Source organism: Acidithiobacillus sp. HP-2 (assembly GCF_015100155.1).
Taxonomy (GTDB): Bacteria; Pseudomonadota; Gammaproteobacteria; order Acidithiobacillales; family Acidithiobacillaceae; genus Acidithiobacillus.
In genome coordinates, this window is the sequence record NZ_JACKZA010000007.1 from 135,406 (window position 1) to 152,848 (window position 17,443).

The window sequence follows — 17,443 nt, forward strand, 5'->3', positions numbered from 1 at the left end:
CATTGCAAAATCTGTTTATTAAAACCTACGGTTGTCAGATGAATGAATATGACTCCGAGCGCATGGCGGATCTGCTGGCGCAGAGTCATGGACTGAAATTGGTAGACGATCCCCAGCAGGCTGATGTGCTTTTGCTCAACACCTGTTCCATTCGCGAAAAAGCTGAAGACAAAGTATTCACCCAATTGGGATTCTGGCGTCCGTTCAAGGAAAAGCGCCCGGAAGTAATTATTGGCGTGGGAGGCTGTGTGGCCAGTCAGGAGGGCGCAAAATTGCGTCGTCGTGCCCCTTACGTGGATCTGGTGTTTGGTCCTCAGACCCTGCACCGTCTGCCCGATCTGCTCGATGCCTGTGTGGCTGAGCGTCATCCTCAGGTGGATGTGGATTTTCCGGTACTCGAAAAATTTGACCGCCTGCCCCAGCGTCCCGGTCGCGATGGTGCCACGGCTTTCCTGACCATTCAGGAAGGTTGCGACAAGTTTTGTACTTTTTGTGTGGTGCCCCATACCCGGGGACGTGAATACAGTCGTCCCATGCCCGATATTATCCGTGAGGCACGCAGTCTGGTCGATCAGGGGGTGCGTGAAATCACCTTGTTGGGGCAGAACGTCAACGCGTATCGCGGCGCGACGGGCCTGATTGGTGAAGGCGGGCTTGCCGAATTGCTGGAAAGACTTTCCCGTATTCCGGGTTTACTGCGCCTGCGTTATACCACTTCTCATCCCAGTAATCTGGATGATGACCTGATTGCCGCTCACGGTTCCATCGAAAAACTGGCTCCGCACTTACATTTACCGGTGCAGAGCGGCTCAGACCGGATTTTGCGGCGTATGCACCGCAAGCATAGTGTCGGGCAATATCTGGAAAAAATTGCTCGCCTGCGGGCTGCACGTCCAGGCATACAAATTTCATCAGATTTCATCGTCGGATTTCCGGGTGAAACCGAGGCCGATTTTGCGGCCACCATGGACTTGATTGAGGCCGTGCGTTTCGACCAGTCTTACTCCTTCAAATACAGTCAGCGGCCCAATACCCCCGCCCTGAAACTCAAGGACAGTGTCCCTGAAGCCGAAAAAGATGCCCGTCTCGCCATTTTGCAGGGACGTATCAACGGGCTGGCCCAAGCCTACGCCCAGAGCCTGGTGGGGACACGTCAGGCGGTATTGATTACCGGCCCTTCGCGCCGTGATCCGCGTGAAGTGACCGGAAAAACCGCCTGCAACCGCTCGGTCAATCTGCCCGGCAACCCTGACTGGGCAGGACAAATGATGGATATAGAAATTACGGCCGCTTTGCCGAATAGTCTGCGTGGTCGTCTGACGCAGTCCAATCCTGCGGCACATCGTCTTGCCGTATAATCCCATGGAGCCTCCCAGTAAGAATCCCGCCGTCTGTCATGGTGATTTTATCGCTGAGCAGGCCAGCGCCGCTGACTTGTCGGAAATGGCTGGCGAACTGGACAACCATCTAAGACAACTGGAATCCCGGCTGGGTGTCGTCATTCTTCCGCGTGGGGAACGTTTCCATATTACCGGTCCACAAGCGGCGGTGCTGGCGGCAAAAACGGTTCTGGCTGATCTCTATGCTCAGGTCGTTCAGGGCCGGAAGCTCTCCAGTCACTGGGTGCATCAATGTATTCAGCGGGTTCAGGTGGAAGCCGAAGCGGAAACGCAGGAAGCGTCGGAACCCCCGGGGGTGCAAACCCTCAAAGGGACCATTCGGGGTCGAGGGTTGCGTCAACGCCGCTATCTGGATTCCATCCGGCATAATGACCTGACTTTTGGCATCGGTCCGGCCGGTACGGGAAAAACCTATCTGGCCGTCGCAGCGGCCGTCGAGCAGATCGAACGCAATCAGGTGCGCCGCCTGGTGTTGGTGCGTCCCGCTGTCGAAGCCGGTGAACGGCTGGGTTTCCTGCCCGGGTCTTTGAGTGAAAAAGTGGATCCCTATTTGCGCCCCCTCTACGACGCACTGCATGAAATGATTGGTTACGAGAAGGTGGCGAAACTTATTGAACGGCAAATTATTGAAGTGGCACCGCTGGCTTACATGCGCGGCCGGACGCTCAACGACGCCTTTATCATTCTCGACGAGGCTCAGAATACGACCCCGGAGCAGATGAAAATGTTTTTGACCCGCATGGGTTTCGGCGCAAAAGTGGTCGTCACTGGCGACGTCACCCAGATTGACCTTCCGCGCGGTCAGCTTTCCGGTCTGGTCCAGGTGCTGGATGTGCTGGACGCCATGCCGGGAGTGGAAATGGTCTTTTTTGAAAGTGCCGATGTGGTCCGGCATCCGCTCGTGGCCCGCATCATCCAGGCTTATGATCGCTTTGGAGAGAAACCTTGAGCGGGCTTTACCTGCGCCTGTCTGTGGATGATTCCGTGGATCTGGCTGCTATCCCTTCCCGCAACAAGGCCAGGAGTGCCATTCTTCAGGCGCTGACGGTTGCGACTCCGCGATCCCCGGACGCAGGGCGCATGGCCGAAATCTCCCTCGCCTTTGTGAGTAATGCCGAAATCACCCGATTGAACGCTCACTATCGGCAGCAGGAAAAACCGACCAATTGTCTGTCTTTTCCCCAGGATCCCCTGCCTCCAGTGTTCCGCCGCGACCTGTTGGGCGATATTGTGATAGCCCCGGCCGTGGTGCTTCAGGAAGCTGCCGGGCAGGGGAAAACTTTGTTGAATCACTATCGCCACTTGCTGATTCACAGTACCTTGCATTTGTTGGGCTATGACCATGTCGAAGACCACGAAGCACAGATCATGGAACAACTGGAAACCCGATTGCTGGCTGAAATGGGTGTGGCCGACCCTTACCTGAACCAAATACATGAGTGAAGATCGAAGTACCCAGGAGCGCCCACGGAGTTGGTGGGCGCGTTTTACCCAGTCCCTGCGCGGCAATGTGGAAGATCAGGACAGTTTGCTGGATCTGGTCCGGGAGGCTGGCGAGCGTCAGGTGATTGATGCCGAAGCGGCACGCATGGTGGATGGGATTTTCCGGATGGGCGAATTGACCGTCCGTGACGTGATGATTCCCCGCGCTCAGATGGAAGTGATTGAGATGGATATGCCATTGCCGGAAATCATCGCCAGGGTTTCGGAAGTCGGGCACTCGCGTTTTCCGGTGGTGGGAGAGGATCGCGACGACGTGCGCGGCATCCTGCTGGCCAAGGATTTGCTCCAGGCCTGTCGTTCGGGCATGTCCATGCCACGCTTGGGAGAATTGTTGCGACCCGCGACATTTATTCCCGAAAGCAAACATCTGGATCACCTGCTCTATGAGTTTCGCACCGGTCGTCACCACATGGCGGTGGTGGTTGATGAATATGGCGGGGTGGCCGGCCTCATTACCATCGAGGACGTGCTGGAAATCATCGTCGGGGAAATTGAAGACGAATATGACATTGACGAAGATGTCATGATAGCCTCACGGGAAGATGGTGACTTTCTGGTGAATGCGCTGATTCCCCTGGAGGATTTCAATGAACATTTTGCGGCGCATCTGGCAGATGAACACGCGGACACCCTGGGTGGCTGGGTGGCTACGCGGCTTGGGCATGTGCCAAGGGTGGGCGAAGTGATTGAGGAGGGTAATTTGCGACTGGAAGTGTTAAGAGCCGATCGACGCCGGGTACAGATTGTCCGGGTGTCTCCTCCGCGCAGTGCAGCGCTGCCCGAATTGTCCGATCAGGATAGTGCATGATTCAGGATTCCATCAAATCATGGGCGTTTCCTTTGCGGCTTCTGGCCGCATTAATTTTGGGTGTGCTCTGGCCTTTGGCTTTTGCCCCTTTTAATGCCTGGTTTCTCGCCATCATTCTGCTATTTGCGCTGTTCTGGTTGGCTACCACAGCTGAACGTCCCCGGCGGGCTGCCGCTTTGGGGTACGCTTTTGGTTTCGGGGCATTTTGTAGCGGAGTCAGCTGGATATCCATCACCCTGCACAATTTTGCCCATATGGACTGGTTCCTTGCGGGTGGGGCGGTAGCGCTGCTGGCGGCTTATTGTGCCATTTATCCAGCTTTGGCCCTATGTCTGGCTACCCGTTTTTTTCGGGGAAATGCGCGTCTTGTCGCTTTACCGGTGTTGTGGGTATTTGCGGAATGGTGTCGCGCCAGGTTCTTCACGGGCTTCCCCTGGCTGGCCACAGGATATACGCAGACCCACGTTTTTCTGGGTGGTTTCTCCGCCTGGCTGGGACAGTATGGGGTCGGACTCGCCACCGCCGGTTTTGCCACTATTCTGTTATGGATGTTGCGCGAATCCCAATCCAGGCGGTCGCTGCTCGGCGGCGTTTCCGCCTTGCTGGTGCTTTCCGGGGTGGCTCTGGCTGCGGGGTCAGTCAGCTTCACCCATCCCGTCGGGCACAAGCTTCGGGTCAGCCTGGTGCAGGGTAATATTCCCATCACCGAAAAATGGAATACTGCAGCCATCAGCCAGATACTGCACCATTACGTACAACTGATTTTGCAGACGCCCAAAAATAGCCAGCTGGTGGTTTTGCCGGAAACCGCCTTTCCCATTTTTCAGACAGAAATTCCTGAACTGATTAGTCAGTTACAGGAATGGTCGGCGCGGAATCACAAGATTCTGATTATCGGCATTCCCGAAGCGGCAGATGGCAAATACTACAACGCCGCCATGGAAATTGACGGGAACGCCCCCCTGCGCTGGTACCAGAAAGAACATCTGGTGCCTTTTGGTGAATATATTCCCTTGCCGCACCTGCTGGGTCCTCTGGTCCACCACTTTTTACCGGGTCTGGGGAGTTTTTCCTTTGGGCATGGTCCTTATGTCCTGCCTGTAGACGGACAAAAGGCTGGCATGACCATTTGTTATGAAGAATCTTTTTCCCGTGATGTCCGTAAGGGGGTCAGAGAAGGGGCGACCTTTTTACTCAATATCAGTGATTATGCCTGGTATGGGCACAGTATTGCTGCCGCCCAGAGTATGCAGATGGCCGCCATGCAGTCCCGTCAGGAGCAGAAACCGGATGTGCGCGATACCAATACCGGTATCACCACGCTGATTTCTCCCCAGGGCGAAATCCGCACCCAGCTTCCGCAATTTGTGGTGGGCACCCTGAATGGCTCGGTGCAGCCCATGGCCGGAGAGACTCCCTATGGTCGCTGGGGGAGTCTGCCCTACCTGCTACTGAGTGCTTTGCTCATGCTTTTGGCCATAGGGGTTACTCGCCGGCAATCATCATCTCGTCAATGAGAATGGAAGAACAGCCGGTGTTGCCATGGATAAGCAGGTCGTTGCCGACCATCTGCATACCCTTGAACATGGCCTGCAGGCTCCCCGCAATGGTGATCTCCTCAACCGGATATTGAATCTCGCCATTTTCTATCCAGAAGCCGGCGGCGCCGCGTGAATAGTCGCCGGTGACCATATTGATCCCAAAACCGATCAGTTCGGTGACCAGTAAACCCCGTCCCATTTCCCGGATCATTTCCTGCAGCGATCGGCTGCCGGGCTCCAGGGTCAGATTGTGGACACCTCCGGCATTTCCGGTGGTCGGCATCTGCAACTTGCGGCCACTGTAACTGTCGAGGATGTATCCCTGCAGAATACCTTCGGAAATGATGTCGCGGTTGCGGGTGGCTACGCCTTCCGAGTCAAAGCTGGCACTGCCCAATCCCCTGGGGCGCAAGGGTTCTTCATAAATGCGAATATGTTCCGGAAACAGGGTCTTGCCCAGGCTGTCTACCAGAAAGGAACTTTTCCGATACAGACTGCCGCCACTGATGGCACTGGCCAGGTGTCCAAGAATGCTGGAAGCCACCTGATTTTCAAAAATCACCGGCACCCTGGTGGTGGGCAGCTTGCGCGCATCCAGACGCCGCACCGCCCGTTCCGCAGCTATTTTGCCGATACTTTCCGGGCTGGCCAATGCGCTGGCATTGCGGGCTACATCATACCAGTAGTCCCTTTGCATGCCGCCTTTCAGGTCTTCGGCAATGACTGAGCAGGACAGGCTATGCTGGGACGATTGCCTTTTTCCCACAAAACCCAGACTGTTGGCGTAAACGGAAAGAGCTTCGCTGGTGCCCAGGCTTCCGCCTTCAGAATTGTGAATACGTGGATCGCTATCCCGGGCAGCCGCCTCACAACGGCGTGCCAACTCTGCCGCCGTATCGGCGTCTATTGACCAGGGATGATAAAGATCCAGATCGGGGAACTCGCGGGCGAAAAGCGCCGGATCAGCCAGGCCCGAAAAGGGATCTGCGGAGGTGTGACGGGCAATGGTGAGCGCGGCTTCCACGGTTTCGGCAATGGCCTTGCGTGAAAAATCCGAGGTGGAGGCGCTACCTTTGGACTGCCCCAGGTAGACCGTCACGCCCATTCCTTTATCCTGATTGTACTCAATGGATTCCACTTCGCCGAGGCGGACGGACACAGAAAGCCCCTTGCCCGTACTTGCTGCCGCTTCAGCTGCAGTTGCCCCCTGTTTGCGGGCGAGAACCAGAATATCCTCGCTGATCTGGCACAGGGTTTCGGCATTCAGGGTGGAATGGGGGGCTTGGCTCATGGGCTTGGGTCTCGCTGTGAATGAAAGAATCCCGACATCTTACTCCCAAGGCATCCGATGTAGAAAGAAAATGACTGATGAATGACTGTTGAACCTAAAAAATGGCCGTTGGGTCTGCAGGCTTTGCAGCGACTTTTGTTTCGAGCCGTTGTTGTTCTTGGCGAAATCCTGCGCCCGTCAGGAGAGCTGTCTGAGCCCGCAGGGCGAGTTCTCTCCTGACAGCAGGATGAGCCGCAGAACAACAGGCAAGGAACAATGGAGCAAAAAGCCTGCAGACCCAACGGCCAATTTTTATGGGTAATGTTATTGACATGCATTATCATTTGCGTTTGAATGCTGTGTAAGAGCTTTTGATGAGAATAGCTATGTATATATGCCTATGTAACGCTGTCACCGAAAAAGACATTCATCAGGCAGTATATGAAGGTGCCTGTTCCATGCGGGATCTACGCCGACAGTTAGGTGTGGCCTCCCAGTGCGGGCGTTGTGCGACTTGTGCCAAAGCGGTTCTGGATCAGGAAATGCAGCATGCCAAAGCCATGCAATATCCCATGCATCAACATTCCCGGTCTATACTCAAGCAGGCCGTCTAATCACTTTCCAATCTACTAAATTAACCATTCAAACAGGAGCGCGTCATGAAAGGGGATAAAAAAGTTATCCAGTTGTTGAACAAGGCGCTGGCCATTGAGCTGACAGCCATCAATCAATACTTTCTGCATGCCCGCATGTACAAAAACTGGGGACTTTTTGCTCTGGGTAAGCATGAATATGCGGAATCCATTGAAGAAATGCAGCATGCCGACAAACTGATCGAACGTATTTTGTTTCTGGAAGGCCTACCCAATCTGCAGGACCTGAATAAATTACTCATCGGTGAAAATGCGGCTGAATGTCTGGCTTGTGACCTGAAACTGGAAGAAGCTGGCCGCGTTCATTACAACGAGGCCATCCATTATTGCGAATCGGTCAAGGACTACGTCTCGCGAGAGATTCTCGTCGAAATTCAGGAGCAGACCGAAGAGCATATTGACTGGCTGGAAACCCACATTGATCTGATCGACAAAATGGGTTTACCCAACTTTATGCAAATGGCCTCGGGTCCTTTGGGTGCTGGGGCCGATTAATCATTCCAAAGCGCATCCAGGGAAAGCGCAATGCGCATTTTCCCTGTGCTGCCCAGGGCCGGGGAACGATGTATGATCCCCTTTCCGGCATTGTTTTCCCAAGCCTCTCCTTTGAGCAGGGCAATGGCAAATGCGGGGACCTCCCCGATGCCGCGAGGATCGCGAATTAGCCCGGATTTCAGGTCCGCCAGTCCTCGGGATCCCTCTCCCAGTTTACTGCGATCCGCATAATCACTGCTTAGCCATTGCGTGCCCGGCCCTTTCCAGGTGCACAACAAACGGATTCCCGTAAAATCTGTATGGAATCTTGGGCACATAGCCCGATCGAGAACCATCAGGCGAAGCGCGATAGCGTCGCAACCGGTTAAATCGAAGTAAAGCTCCATCAGGAAGCGTATGTCTTTCAGTAAGAACTCCCGGCCGGATAAGTCGGGCAACAGCTCTGCAGGGAACAGCGTTCCACGATTGAAGGATTGGCGAATTCCGCTGCCCAGATCATTTTCGGCGGCATCCAGATAATCCAGTATTTCCAGTTGTTGGGATCTTTGCATTATGCACAGCTGAACGTCCGTATCGAAAATGCTGACAAGATCGGCAAGTTGATCTACGAACAGTATTTCATCGGCTCCTGCACCCTGTTTTAATATGGCTTGCGACATAGAAGCTCCTCACCATTCCGGAAATGGGTCAACAAAACCATTCCATGCTGACGGACCCTGCTGCCACTCTGCATCGGTAAGCAAGCAATCGCTCAGAGATTGACGGATAATGTTTTCATCCATGTTTTGTCCGATAAAAACCAGCTCCTGGCGGCGGTCGCCCCATTCTCCCTGAAAATGTTTCTCGATAGTCTGGCGTTCTTCAGGATCTTTAGGCCAGTATTTTTTGGGGGTGGCGGCCCACCATTGTCCGGTCGCCTGATGCCGGAAAATCCCCCCGGCCTGAGACCAGAGCCCGGCGACATCCGGCCGGGTCGCTAACCAGAAAAATCCCTTGCTGCGTAATACGCTGTCCCAATTCTGATGCATCAAGTCCCAGAACCGCTGCGGATGAAAGGGGCGGTGAGCGGCAAAATGAAAACTGCCAATCCCATATTCCGTACTTTCTGGAATATGTTCCCCGCGCATTTCCATCAACCATCCGGGGGCCTGGCTGGCTTCTTCAAAGTCAAAAAGACCGGTTTGCAGTACGCGACTGACAGGAACCCGACCAAACTCGGAAATTTCAATGCGCGCCCGAGGATTGAGCGCCTTCAAAATAGCCATCAAGCTTTGCTGTTCTTCCGGGCTGATGAGGTCCACCTTGTTCAGCACCAGCACATTGCAGAATTCAATCTGCTCAATCAGGAGGTCGGTAATGGTGCGTTCATCTTCTGCGCCCAGTGACTCTCCACGATCGCGTAATAATTGGGCGTCGGCGTATTCCCGGAGAAAGTTATAGGCATCCACGACCGTCACCATGGTATCCAGGCGCGCCAGCTGTGACAGTGAGCTGCCTTGTTCATCCTCAAATGTGAAGGTTTCGGCGACGGGCAAAGGCTCAGAAATCCCCGTGGATTCAATCACCAATTGGTCAAAACGCCCTTCTTTTGCCAATAAGGCCACCTCCTCAAGCAAATCTTCCCGGAGCGTGCAGCAGATGCAGCCATTGGACATTTCAACGACTTTTTCTTCGGTGCGTGATAGTTGCGCACCCCCTTCACGGACCAGGGTGGCATCAATATTGATCTGAAGTTTCACCGATTTTCATGAGATACAGCTCGCCGCATGTTACGCCACCATACGCATGAGCATCTGCGTGAATGATTTATGAGGGGGTTGGCAGAGATGGGGCCAAAGTCCCAGAAAATGTTCGGAGAGTGCTTCATCTGCAATCAGTTTGCGGACATCGGAGAAGGCAAAACTGGTCCGTCCCTTGACGATATGGCGGCGCTTGGGGTCGGCCTTGATCCGGTCGGCGTAAATCCAGGTCAGGGTCGTGGCGAGCAGACAGAAATGGAGGTGGTTGGTGACGGCATCAGCGGTCCGGTTCTGGCTGCGGGCGCTCCCGATTTCCTGTTTGATTTCTTTGAAGCCGGCCTCGATTTTCCAGCGGGCCCCATAGTATTCGATGATCTGGGTAACGGAAAGAGTCAGATCTGTCGTGAAGAAAGCTACCCACTGGGTTTTGCGAAAGACCCAGGCCACCCGTACCGGGCAGCGCAGGGTTTTGAGCAGGAAGATCTGATCATAGGCGCGTATCTCCCGCGCTTTGCCATAAAGCTGGGCCGTGTACTTTTGCGCCTGCGCCCGCAAAGACGTCGCCAGCTCAGTCACTGAACCGCAACGATCCCCATATTTGCGGGGCCGACCCTTGGCGGTCCGGGCCGCATCCGCTGGCTCTGCATATAGGACCGTACTACTGCGCAAGCGGGACAACAGGTGGATGGATGGCTCCGCTGCATTCAGGGGTTTCCACAGGCCATTGTTCCCGAACCAGCTGTCGCAGACGATCAGAGGAGAGTGGCCGCTGAAATGGGTAGCCACCGGCAGGATCATGGCCGCAGCCTGGGCCATTTTTGACTGAAAGACCGGCACCTGTCCATGACGGCGGACGTTGATTTTGCCCGCCGCAATGTCCTTCTGCCGATGGTAGAAGCGACAGCCCAGCGGCAGACAGGCCCAGCGGCCTTTGATGGGCTTGAGCAGGCCGAGCATGACGATATTCTGTGCCCAGGGATAAGTGGGATGATTCACCTTGGCGGTATGATCGAAGAAAAAGCCGCAGCCGAAGATCCGCTTGCCGGTTTTGTCGTTGAGGGTGTCATCGAGGGCCAGGATCAGTCGCCCATCGACCAGCGGGGACGGAATCAGATTCCAGGCAATCGGCCAGAGGCGATCCCAGGCCAGTTGGGTGGAGGCCATGAAGAGGTAGAAACGGCGGGCGTTCACATCCAGGCCAAAGAGGGTCTGCAGGGAGCGCAGCAGATTGCTGCTCATGGAGGAGGTGAAGGGGACCATGATAGCCAACAGGATGAAGGGGAACCATTGAGCCCGTTCGCGCCCTAGTCGCGAATCAGAAAATGCCGATTGGAAAGGGAGGAGTAAATCGCGTAGCATGGACATCGAACAGGGCCTCTTGCGTTTTATAATCAGTGCGTTAATGAACATTCATTATATCACGGAAGGCGGTTCTGTTCACCTTTATCTAACTGATTCACAAGAAATAAAACAAAAAAACAGGGTAACCAAATAGCGCGTTAATAAGTATAATTCATAGATAATTCATAATATTTAATGACCGACATTTTTGTTAACCATGCCGATTTTCCTCGCGGGAAAACGGTGAAACTTCAGTATTGATTTCACTCATGTCATTGACAATCACTGCGACACGCCGGCCTTCCCGGTTGTGCAGGATATGGTTGAGGAGCGTGGTTTTGCCGGCGCCGAGAAAACCCGACAACACGGTGACGGGAAGGGGAGTGGTGGAGAGTTGAGACATGATAAATCCTCACAAGATCACTGAAATGGCATGCTGTAATATGCAACTAAGTTGCACATAACAACATGGGAATCCTGTGCAGGTCAAGTGAGGAGAACGCAACGCGCCCTCTTTTGTTGCCAAAGTCGCGGCAAGCCTCCGGGCTAATAGCCGGCTGGGTTCCATTCGCAGAGGGTATGGATATTACTGGTGTTGACTTCACGAACGATAATCGTTTACATCACCAACCAGTGGTTGTGCCGTCTTGTCTATAAGACTTTCAAGGAGACGAATATGCTGAAAGAAGTACTCGCCCATGTGCGCCAATATCCGGGCATCACTCTGGAATCGTTGATGGATTTACATGCTGCCGATGCGGAGTACATGTCCGCATTGCTGGCTAAACTCACCAAAAATGGGCAGTTGATGGCGATGGAAACCGGCTGTGCAGAAAGTGGCCGTTGTCGGGAAGGCGGCAATAAACCATCTCGCATCTGCTTTTTTTGTTCGGCTGTGGATAAGGCCAGCGTGGAATACAGCCAGTCCGTGATATTGCATTCCTGAACAGGGCCTGTTTTTTATGGGCATGATGACATTGATGGTAATGAATACCCGGCGCGCGGCTTTGCTTGATTTTCGGGAGGCACCGCAAAAGCTGAGTGTTGCCGATTATCGGGGTGTGCATTTCGAAACCTATTATGGAAGTCAGGGTGTTATCAGCCTTCGTCAGGCACATCGAGTTTATGTAAGCCCCCTGTCTGGAATACCCCATTAGTGCAATGCGGGAGGGACGTGAAGGAGTTTTTATCGATTAACTGAAATGGGAATCAGACTGAGATTAATTGCACATCATGTATAAATTTTATGTTTAAAGAGAGACTTAATGTCGTCAAAAAGGCCGCGCCGATTTTTTGTTTTTTCTATAATGATGTCTTCGCTTTCACCGTCTATAGCTTTCGCAGCTGTTAGTGATATCGCAATGCCGCCAGCATACACCATAGATGCTGGGACTATTGGTAAAGTAAAAGTTGCGGGGGTACTAGACGGCTACGCTTATGCACAAACCAATGCCCCGTTCAATCAAAAAACTTATTCGGCTAATATGGCAAATGGAATGTTACATATTTATTCCAATGATAAGTTTATTGGATTCAGCATATGGGCGGGGGCCAACACTTCCAACGTATTGGGCGCGTTTAACGATAAACCAAATTTTACTCCCCATGGGACAATGAAGTTCGGTTACTTAACCATAAACCCTAACAAACATTTTCAGATTGGTATCGGGCAAATTGCGTCTCCAGAAGGTCTCGAGTGCGGCTTTGACTACAAAAACTCAAATATTGTTAGCACCACTTTGTCGAATGTTCAAACGGGCCCCCAAAGGGGTGTGCAGCTGCAATATAGTTCTGGGCCATATTATGCCTATATGTCTTGGTCAGATGGGTATTATACGAATCGGTATAATTTTCTTTCATGGCTGTTTTCATATAGCTTCAACAAAAAAGACATTATTAATTTCTATGGAGGAGCAAATCTTGGTCATACCGGTTATTTAACCAATCAAACAGAAGGTGACATTGCCGAAAACAACTCTACAATGTTTGGTGGTTGGCTGACATACAATTTACACAACCTTACAATTACCCCAGAGGTACAATATCAATATGCGCCAAAGATTACTAAATTAGGATTGCCGACCTCATCAAGTAATATTACCGCTGCTTTATTTGCCGATTATGAACTTTCCAAGCACTACACTGTTGGTTCATTTGTAGAATATGCAAAAGGTTTTATCGGAAATAATAGCTTTAAAAACAATCCAGACATGATTGCTAATGCCAATTATCTTGGGTACGGGCTTGACTCGAGTCTTTACGGCCTATCTGTCACGCCGACCTACAGCAATTATGGATTATTTGCGCGTCTAAACCTCGCCTACATGAATGTCTCAAATATTTCTTTGGGGGATGGATTCGGAGTTACTGGAATGAAAAACAATCAGTTTTCTGCGATAGCTGAAATCGGTTTTGTTCTTTGATAATCATAAATTTGACAGTTATTTTTGCTGAAATAAGATTAGTTTAGTATCCAGATAATAACGGTAAATCCGCCCGCAAAGGATGAATTTTTACGGAGATATTCAAAGAATATGGCGCTTTATGGCTATGATTTGAAGGCACACCGGAGGCATAGCCAAAGGTCAATATATTGATCAGAAATTACTGGAATCCTGACCCAGGAAAACGACTTCTTCTTCACGACGCGCCAGATTATGGCGATTGGTAGCCTCCATGAGGCTACCTTTTTTATGGTATGCGTATATCGGGTTTTATCGTGGGTTTTCCTTGTCGTAACAGGATGGTCCCATAAATGGACAATTCCTCACATGCATGCATACTGAAAACTGTTCCGGAAAAAGGGTGACCGCACCTATCAGTAATTCATTGATCTGCTGATTTTCCAACTCCAGTTTTCTGCAGCATAAATCGCAGGGCGAGATATAGCCAGATTCCATGAGTTGAGCAATTTGTTCTTCATTGAAAACTATTCTTGCCTCACCGGTTTGATTGCGTAGCCATAAGCTAGGGGGTGTTTGTTCCAGTCGCGCATCAATATACATATTCAGGCCCTCAGTATGATTCAATTGATTGATGAACTGAGTATATTATATGTGAAAACGAGAATCATTTACAACAATGAGGCACGGGTGCGCTGCTTCGTGTAGCCTCAAAGCCAATAGTAAGGATAGGGTATAATTAAAGTTGTAGCGAGCTGACTGAATTTCTATTTTGTTCTTGGTCTAGCAGAGAATAAGATTAATGACGCGTTGATTGACACAGGAGATCGATAATGGATATGCATTCAATGAGTATGCAGGCGATGACCAACAGCATGCATTATATTTCTGATGGGCAAACTGCTGCTGGGATCATAGTGACAGGGTTGATTGCCTTTGCCTTTTTTGGGTTGGCTGCGGCTCTGTTCATGCGCGCTGCGCGCGCAGAGGCAAAAAAAGAAGCACAAGAGGCAAGCAAGCACTAAAAGCGATGATGGTATTTAGAAACCTGTTATTTAGTTGCTTTATCAAGCAGTGCAGGGCAGTTGGCTGTCAGGCGCTGCCCCCCGTCTAGTTTTCAAGCGTGCAAATGATAGTGCCAACCCAGTCGGATAATGGCGACGAAGGCATTAGGGATGGTGTACCCAGGCCCATTGGCACCGGGGTTGACGATATATTGCAGGTCGGGTTGGATATAAAAATCCTTGAAAAAGGGCTGCTTGAAGTTCACTTCCAGACTGGTTTCCGCAGCCCCCGTATTCGAACCGGATTGGCGTTGCCAGGCTCGGTCCATGCCCAGGCTCAGGGTAGAGCCGGGTGAATCCGGAATAAAATGGCGCAGCCGCAATCCTGCGCCCATATAGGCATTCACCGGCGAAACGGCTGCGGCATTGGGGGCTCCACCACCTTGCAGGAAGACCCCCCAGTTCATCTGATCGGCTTTCCAACGATACTCGGCGGTACCGTAAAATCCACCCTGACTAAGGGCCGGACCGATGCCGATATTCTGCGTGAGATAAGGCCCATAAACGTGATTGTAATAGCCTCCGGCCTTGAGCATCGCTGTGCCGGGGCCGATGGGAATACTTTGGTCGACTTCACCATAATAAATCATTCCGTCACTGCCCCAGGGCGCAAGGAAGGGATGGACGCCATCCGCACTAAATGCGCCTGCCATTAGCGTGGTATTGCCCCAGCTCGCTGCAGCCATGGCTCCGAGACTGGAGTAAGGATAAGTGGGCGTGAAGGGAATGTTGGCCGAAATGATGGGATAAATACCATAAGAGGCATTGAACAGTTCGCCTGCTACTCCGGTATCATCGAAATAGTCGTTAGGATTGAGCAAGCCGAGGCGCAAGGTATAGTCGCCGAATTTTTGTCGATAATAAGCCTTATAAAGATGGGCCATGTGTTGATAGGGCGTAGTGAGATTGGAGACGCTCTGTAGATCACCAATGTACAAACTGTCGGGGTTGCTGCTGTCCGCAGCAAGGCCTTCGACTACAAAAAGACCTCCCTGCCACCAACCGGCCTTACCGGTATGCAGGGCTAGTCCGCCTTTCCAGAGCCCGGTTGCGGTGCTGCCGGTACTGATGCCACCACTCAGATTGGAAACGCCTTCTATCTGGCCATGCAAGACCAGGGAAATTCCTCGCCACCAGTTTTGGTGCGCTGCTTCGGGGATGGACTGACCCGTACTGGCACCCCAGGCGGGGGCAGTAGATGCGCAGAAAAAAATGCTACTCAAGAGGATGTTGCGGTACCGGCTTTGCTGGCGAAGCATGAATTCTCCCTTGTTTAATCGATATTGACGGTAACTATTATCACTATCAACTGCAATAAAAGTGTTTTTATCGTGGTGAAAGGCCACTTGACAGACCCGGCATCGTTCCTTAATGTGCAACAAAGTTGCATATAAGTATGACGCACAAACATCTCGTTATCAACACCACGTTAGGAGAATTACTATGTATCGCGCTGAATCCAATGAGTTATCGCCATCTAAACTGTTCAGGCGGCATACTGGCGCCGGACGTCGTTTTCTGCCCATGCTGCCCTTGTTGCTGGGTCTGGGCGCTGCACAAATGGCCGCAGCAGACACCATTCATGCCGTAGGCGTGGAAAATGAATATGCCAACGTCATCAGCCAGATTGGTGGAAAATATGTTGAGGTGAGTGCCATTGAGAGCAATCCCAATACCGATCCCCATACGTTTGAGGCGAGCCCTGCTGTGGCCAGAGAAATTGCGGCGGCCCAGCTGGTGGTCCGTAACGGCGTGGGTTATGACAGTTGGGCCAAAAAAATTCTGGCGGCTGATCCTAATTCCAAGCGGGAGGTGATTGTGGTTCAGGATCTTTTGCATTTACCCGACAGCACCAAAAACCCGCATCTTTGGTACAAACCGGAAACCATGCCGGCGGTGGTCAAGGCGGTTGCGGCGAGCCTGAGCAAGCTGGATCCTGCCCATGCCGCCTTTTTCAAGGCCAATGTTCAAAAGTTTGATGCTTCGCTGAAACCCTGGTATGCCGCCATTGCCAGTTTCAAAGCGAAATATCCCCATACTCCGGTAGCGGTTACCGAACCCGTAGCCGATTACATGTTGCAGGCGGCAGGCTGTGATCTGAAAACCCCCTGGAATCTCCAGGCGGCAATCATGAATGGGACCGATCCGGCCCCCCAGGATGTCAGCATCCAGAATCAGCTTTTCAAAAATCATCAGGTCAAGGTGTTTCTGTATAACCAGCAGGTCACTGACTCCCTGACTGCGTCTTTCCTGAATAATGCCAAGGCGGCACATATTCCGGTTGTGGGCGTTTATGAAACCATGCCAACCGGGTACACTTATCAATCCTGGATGCTCGCAGAAGTGAATGCCCTGCGCGCATCCGTAGAAAATGGTACCTCTACGACGGTGTTGAAATAATATCTTGACCAATCAGAGTCCGATTCTTGCGGTCGCAGATCTTTCTGTGGATCTGGGCGGCCGCAGTATTTTACGGGATGTCAGTTTTGATCTGTATCCCGGGCAGCTCTGCGCCCTGATTGGTGAAAATGGGGCGGGTAAAACCACCCTGTTACGTACCTTGCTGGGCCTGATTACCCAGCGTGCCGGCACGGTGCTGATCGGTGCTGCGCCAGCTCGGGAACATCGGGAGCTGGTGGGCTATGTTCCTCAGAAAATCAATTTTGATCCGGATCTGCCCTTGCGCACCCGCGATTTGGTGCGTTTGGGGCTGGATGGTCAGCGTTTGGGTCTGCCGTTTTTTAATGGACGAACCCGCCATGTAGTAGATCAGGCCTTGCAAGCCGTGGGCGCGGAGGACTTTGCCGATCAGCGGGTTGGGGAATTATCGGGGGGGCAGCAGCAGCGTGCCGTCATCGCCCACGCTCTGGTGCGTAAGCCGCGTCTGCTGATTCTGGATGAACCTCTGGCAAATCTCGATTTTGGTAGCGCCAATGCACTGGTGGATTTGCTGGGGCGCTTGATTGTCCAGCAGCAAATGACGGTGCTGGTGACTGCCCACGACATGAATCCGCTGATTCCGGTGATGGACCGTCTGGTGTATCTGGTAGACGGGCGCGCTGCCACCGGTACGGTTGCCGAGGTCGTGCAGGCGGAGGTACTCAGCAAGCTTTACGGTTATCCCGTTTCGGTTCTGCACCATGGCGGGCGGATTCTGGTGCTGCCCGATGCCCCCGAAAATGCCGATGTGGCCAATATGAATCGTTGTGCAGGTCACGGAGTGTGAG

General features: G+C 52.3%; 20 protein-coding genes. 13 read left to right on the top strand and 7 right to left on the bottom strand.

All coding sequences use genetic code 11. From position 1 onward, the window contains the following. Positions 1-2: 2 nt before the first annotated feature. From miaB to lnt, 5 genes are read left to right on the top strand one after another with little or no spacing between them, the layout of a single operon-like run. A complete protein-coding gene (miaB, locus tag H7F11_RS07285) occupies positions 3-1,358 on the top strand; it encodes a tRNA (N6-isopentenyl adenosine(37)-C2)-methylthiotransferase MiaB (RefSeq protein ID WP_193650949.1) in 1,356 nt (451 codons plus the stop codon). 4 nt (positions 1,359-1,362) lie between these two features. Next, positions 1,363-2,349: a PhoH family protein gene (locus H7F11_RS07290; protein WP_193650950.1), complete on the top strand. Its 987-nt coding sequence runs from the start codon at positions 1,363-1,365 to the stop codon at positions 2,347-2,349. Next, complete coding sequence (ybeY, locus tag H7F11_RS07295; RefSeq protein WP_193650951.1) at positions 2,346-2,843, top strand: rRNA maturation RNase YbeY; 498 nt, start codon at positions 2,346-2,348, stop codon at positions 2,841-2,843. The genes H7F11_RS07290 and ybeY overlap by 4 nt, the downstream gene beginning before the upstream one ends. Then, a complete protein-coding gene (locus H7F11_RS07300; RefSeq protein WP_193650952.1) occupies positions 2,836-3,711 on the top strand; it encodes an HlyC/CorC family transporter in 876 nt (291 codons plus the stop codon). The genes ybeY and H7F11_RS07300 overlap by 8 nt, the downstream gene beginning before the upstream one ends. Continuing rightward, on the top strand, positions 3,708-5,228 hold the full coding sequence (lnt, locus tag H7F11_RS07305) for an apolipoprotein N-acyltransferase (RefSeq protein WP_193650953.1): 1,521 nt from the start codon (positions 3,708-3,710) through the stop codon (positions 5,226-5,228). The genes H7F11_RS07300 and lnt overlap by 4 nt, the downstream gene beginning before the upstream one ends. Here the strand turns inward: lnt and pmbA are convergent. Next, positions 5,197-6,543 (bottom strand): metalloprotease PmbA, encoded by a 1,347-nt coding sequence (gene pmbA, locus H7F11_RS07310; RefSeq protein WP_193650954.1) that lies wholly within the window; start codon positions 6,541-6,543, stop codon positions 5,197-5,199. The two genes, lnt and pmbA, sit on opposite strands and share 32 nt — an antisense overlap. A gap of 365 nt (positions 6,544-6,908) precedes the next feature. Here pmbA and H7F11_RS07315 point away from each other — a divergent pair, with 365 nt between their 5' ends. Both H7F11_RS07315 and bfr read left to right on the top strand, forming a co-directional pair. Next, positions 6,909-7,136 carry a bacterioferritin-associated ferredoxin gene (locus H7F11_RS07315; protein ID WP_193650955.1) on the top strand — a complete coding sequence of 76 codons (228 nt, stop codon included), beginning with the start codon at positions 6,909-6,911 and terminating at the stop codon, positions 7,134-7,136. Between the two features lie 45 nt (positions 7,137-7,181). Then, positions 7,182-7,670, top strand: coding sequence for a bacterioferritin (gene bfr, locus H7F11_RS07320; protein WP_031570419.1), 489 nt, complete (start codon positions 7,182-7,184; stop codon positions 7,668-7,670). Here the strand turns inward: bfr and H7F11_RS07325 are convergent. The 4 genes from H7F11_RS07325 to H7F11_RS07340 all read right to left on the bottom strand — a co-directional run bounded on the left by H7F11_RS07325 (position 7,667) and on the right by H7F11_RS07340 (position 11,153). Beyond that, positions 7,667-8,329 (bottom strand): DUF1826 domain-containing protein, encoded by a 663-nt coding sequence (locus H7F11_RS07325; protein ID WP_193650956.1) that lies wholly within the window; start codon positions 8,327-8,329, stop codon positions 7,667-7,669. The genes bfr and H7F11_RS07325 overlap by 4 nt on opposite strands. A gap of 9 nt (positions 8,330-8,338) precedes the next feature. Further along, the gene (locus H7F11_RS17100) at positions 8,339-9,409 is read right to left on the bottom strand and encodes a GTP-binding protein (protein WP_319803393.1); all 1,071 of its coding nucleotides are present in this window, start codon (positions 9,407-9,409) and stop codon (positions 8,339-8,341) included. 30 nt (positions 9,410-9,439) lie between these two features. Continuing rightward, positions 9,440-10,774 carry a transposase gene (locus H7F11_RS07335; protein ID WP_193650531.1) on the bottom strand — a complete coding sequence of 445 codons (1,335 nt, stop codon included), beginning with the start codon at positions 10,772-10,774 and terminating at the stop codon, positions 9,440-9,442. Positions 10,775-10,961: 187 nt separating this feature from the next. After that, positions 10,962-11,153: a GTP-binding protein gene (locus tag H7F11_RS07340; RefSeq protein WP_319803394.1), complete on the bottom strand. Its 192-nt coding sequence runs from the start codon at positions 11,151-11,153 to the stop codon at positions 10,962-10,964. A 273-nt stretch (positions 11,154-11,426) separates the two neighbouring features. Here H7F11_RS07340 and H7F11_RS07345 point away from each other — a divergent pair, with 273 nt between their 5' ends. From H7F11_RS07345 to H7F11_RS07355, 3 genes are all read left to right on the top strand, one after another. Continuing rightward, positions 11,427-11,696 carry a hypothetical protein gene (locus H7F11_RS07345; protein ID WP_193650958.1) on the top strand — a complete coding sequence of 90 codons (270 nt, stop codon included), beginning with the start codon at positions 11,427-11,429 and terminating at the stop codon, positions 11,694-11,696. Between the two features lie 34 nt (positions 11,697-11,730). Next, on the top strand, positions 11,731-11,907 hold the full coding sequence (locus H7F11_RS07350) for a hypothetical protein (protein WP_193650959.1): 177 nt from the start codon (positions 11,731-11,733) through the stop codon (positions 11,905-11,907). A gap of 108 nt (positions 11,908-12,015) precedes the next feature. Next, entirely contained in the window at positions 12,016-13,173 is a 1,158-nt protein-coding gene (locus H7F11_RS07355) for an outer membrane beta-barrel protein (RefSeq protein ID WP_193650960.1), read from the top strand. A gap of 291 nt (positions 13,174-13,464) precedes the next feature. Here the strand turns inward: H7F11_RS07355 and H7F11_RS07360 are convergent, their stop codons facing one another. Next, positions 13,465-13,755, bottom strand: coding sequence for a hypothetical protein (locus H7F11_RS07360; RefSeq protein ID WP_193650961.1), 291 nt, complete (start codon positions 13,753-13,755; stop codon positions 13,465-13,467). A 245-nt stretch (positions 13,756-14,000) separates the two neighbouring features. On the opposite strand from H7F11_RS07360, the gene H7F11_RS07365 reads away from it, so the two are divergent. Continuing rightward, a complete protein-coding gene (locus tag H7F11_RS07365; RefSeq protein WP_193650962.1) occupies positions 14,001-14,177 on the top strand; it encodes a hypothetical protein in 177 nt (58 codons plus the stop codon). A gap of 92 nt (positions 14,178-14,269) precedes the next feature. Here the strand turns inward: H7F11_RS07365 and H7F11_RS07370 are convergent, their stop codons facing one another. Then, positions 14,270-15,475, bottom strand: a complete 1,206-nt coding sequence (locus H7F11_RS07370) for a carbohydrate porin (protein WP_193650963.1) — start codon at positions 15,473-15,475, stop codon at positions 14,270-14,272. A gap of 184 nt (positions 15,476-15,659) precedes the next feature. Here H7F11_RS07370 and H7F11_RS07375 point away from each other — a divergent pair, with 184 nt between their 5' ends. Together H7F11_RS07375 and H7F11_RS07380 are read left to right on the top strand one after the other, a co-directional pair. Continuing rightward, a complete protein-coding gene (locus H7F11_RS07375; RefSeq protein WP_227485333.1) occupies positions 15,660-16,616 on the top strand; it encodes a metal ABC transporter solute-binding protein, Zn/Mn family in 957 nt (318 codons plus the stop codon). Positions 16,617-16,620: 4 nt separating this feature from the next. After that, positions 16,621-17,442, top strand: a complete 822-nt coding sequence (locus H7F11_RS07380) for a metal ABC transporter ATP-binding protein (RefSeq protein ID WP_193650964.1) — start codon at positions 16,621-16,623, stop codon at positions 17,440-17,442. The last annotated feature ends 1 nt before the right edge of the window (position 17,443 follow it).